Below are 2,693 nucleotides of genomic sequence, written 5' to 3' on the forward strand. Positions count from 1 at the left end.
AGCCGAAGCCCAGCGTCACCAGCAGCACCACCCAGACGTAGATGCTGGACAGGTTCGCCCACAAAAGCGACGAGCCGATGATGCCCGACAGGATCATCAGCCCGCCCATAGTCGGCGTGCCGGCCTTCTTGAAATGTGTCTGCGGCCCGTCGGCGCGGATCGGCTGGCCCTTGCCTTGCCGCAGCCGCAGCGAATTGATGATGGTCGGTCCAAAGATGAAGACGATCAGCGCCGACGTGATCAGCGCCCCGCCGGTGCGGAAGGTGATGTAGCGGAAGACATTGAAGACCGAGACCTTGTCCGCAAAATCGACGAGCAGTGTGAACATGCGCTTTCGTCCCCCGACCTAGGTCTGTTTTCTGGTTGTCGATTCAGCCGGGAACTTGCCCAGCAGCGCATCGACCAGTTTTGCAAAACCGATGCCCTTCGACGATTTGATCATCACCACGTCACCTGGCTTGAGCGCGGCAAGCAGCACCGGCTTCAGCTCCTCGACACCGGCGCGGTATTCCGTCTTGATCTCAGCCGGCAGCGCTTCGGCCAGCGCCCGCATTTCCGGGCCGCCAAGAAAAACGGTCTGCGTGCCCGTGCCGACGATGAGGTCGGCAAGGGCCGCATGCAGCTTGGTCGAATGGTCGCCGAGTTCGAGCATGTCGCCGAGCACGGCGATGCGGCGGCCCTCGCCCGTCACCGGCGTCGCGTTGAGCAACGCCATGGCTGCAGCCATCGATGCCGGATTGGCGTTGTAGCTTTCGTCGATCAGCGTGATCGACCCGCCGGGGTGGCTCGAAGTCGAGCCACCGGGATGGCGCAGCACATGGCGCTTGCCGCGCCCGCGCTCGGCGGAGAGATCGGCCAGTGCTGAAGCAACCTTGTCGAGATCGGCGCCGACCAGATGCGCCGCACCCAGCACCGCCAGCACGTTCTGCACCATATGGCGGCCGGGCGCGCCGATCCGCGCCGTCACTTCGTGGCCGCCGATCCTCGCGGTGATGTCGGAATGATCCGCATGCAGTTCGCATTTGGTGAGCTTGAAGGTAGAGCGCGCATTCTCGCCGAAGCCGTAGACGTGCTCGACACCGGCGGCATGGGCCATCTTGTCGAGCAGCTTGAATCGGGCATCGTCGCGGTTGAGGACGGCGGCCCCCTCGGGCTCCAGCCCCTCGAAAATCTCGGCCTTGGCCTTGGCGATCTCGTCCAGATTGCGGAAAAAGCCGAGATGCGCCGCCGCGATCATAGTGACGATGGCGACATGCGGCCTCACCATCTTGACCAGCGGACGGATCTCGTCGGGATGGTTCATGCCGATCTCGAACACGGCATAGTCGCAATCATCAGGCATCCGCGCCAAGGTCAGCGGCACGCCCCAGTGATTGTTGAAGGACTGCGCCGAGGCATGCACCTTGCCTACGGCTTGCAGCACATGGCGCAGCGCTTCCTTGGTGGTGGTCTTGCCGGCCGAACCGGTCACAGCGATGATTTTCGCGCTCGAGCGGGCGCGCGATGCAACTCCAAGCTTTTCCAGCGCGACCAGCACATCCTCGACGACGATGATCGGCGCTGTCAGCCGGCCGAGCGACGGCAGCTTGCCTTCGGCCACCACCAGCACGCCAGCGCCAGCCTTGATGGCGGCGGTTGCGAAGTCATGGCCGTCCATCGCCTCGCCCTTGATGGCGAAGAAGGCGTCGCCCGGCTGCAGGCTGCGGCTGTCGATCGAAATGCCTGAAATGCCATCCGGCATCGGCCCGAGCGGCCGCCCGTCCATGGCGGCAACCAGCGCTTCGGAGGTCCACAGCAAGCTCATGCTGCACGCTCCGTGAGTGCCGCACGGACTTCCTCATGATCGGAGAAATGCAAGGTCTCGGAGCCGATCGTCTGGCCTTCCTCGTGGCCCTTACCGGCCACGATCAGCGTGTCGCCGGCATGCAGCATGGCGACCGCTTCGTGGATCGCCTGGCGCCGGTCGCCGATCTCGATGGCACCTGGAGCAGCGGCCAAAATAGCGGCACGGATCGTTTCCGGCACTTCGGAGCGCGGATTGTCGTCGGTGACGATGACGACATCGGCAAGCCGCGTCGCGATTTCGCCCATGATCGGCCTTTTTCCCCGGTCGCGGTCGCCGCCGCAGCCGAACACGACGATGACGCGGCCGGTGGTGAACGGCCGCACCGAGGCCAGCACGTTTTCAAGCGCGTCCGGCTTGTGGGCATAGTCGACATAGACCGGCGCGCCATTGCCGGTGGTGCCGACGAGGTCGAGCCGGCCCGGCGCGCCCTTCAGTTTCTCCAACGCCATCAAGGCCTTGGCGACAGGTGTTCCCGTGGAAATGGCAAGACCCGCCGAAACCAGCGCGTTCGAAATCTGGAAATCGCCGGCCAGCGGCAGGTCGATCTCGTAGAGCACGCCGTCGGCCTCGACTTCGGCCCGCTGGCGGTGGCGTTCGTGCTCGACCCGCTTCAGCCTGAGGAAGTCGCCATGGCGGCCGACCGTCAGCACATTGAGCCCGGCAGCCTTTGCGGCCACGGTCGTCGGCGCCGACCATGGATCGTCGGCGAAGATCACGGCCGGCGCGCCCTTCGGCAGCAACGTGTCGAACAGGCGCAATTTGGCGCGGTGATAATCCTCAATGGTCGGATGATAATCCATATGGTCGCGGCCGAGATTGGTGAAGCCGCCGGCAGCCAGCTTCACGC

Annotated in this window: 2 protein-coding genes and 1 pseudogene; all 3 read right to left on the bottom strand. The window is 64.6% G+C overall.

Going from position 1 to position 2,693, the window contains the following annotated elements; translation table 11 throughout:
- A pseudogene (gene mraY / locus EN914_RS31230) lies at window positions 1-328 on the bottom strand (phospho-N-acetylmuramoyl-pentapeptide-transferase); the annotation flags it as partial.
- Between the two features lie 18 nt (window positions 329-346).
- A complete protein-coding gene (locus EN914_RS31235; RefSeq protein ID WP_024501468.1) occupies window positions 347-1,804 on the bottom strand; it encodes a UDP-N-acetylmuramoylalanyl-D-glutamyl-2,6-diaminopimelate--D-alanyl-D-alanine ligase in 1,458 nt (485 codons plus the stop codon).
- The coding region (locus EN914_RS31240) for a UDP-N-acetylmuramoyl-L-alanyl-D-glutamate--2,6-diaminopimelate ligase (protein WP_164779042.1) at window positions 1,801-2,693 on the bottom strand (893 nt) is incomplete at its 5' end. The genes EN914_RS31235 and EN914_RS31240, both read right to left, overlap by 4 nt.

Origin of the sequence: Mesorhizobium sp. M7A.F.Ca.CA.001.08.2.1, assembly GCF_003998455.1 — a bacterium.
Lineage (GTDB): Bacteria > Pseudomonadota > Alphaproteobacteria > Rhizobiales > Rhizobiaceae > Mesorhizobium > Mesorhizobium ciceri.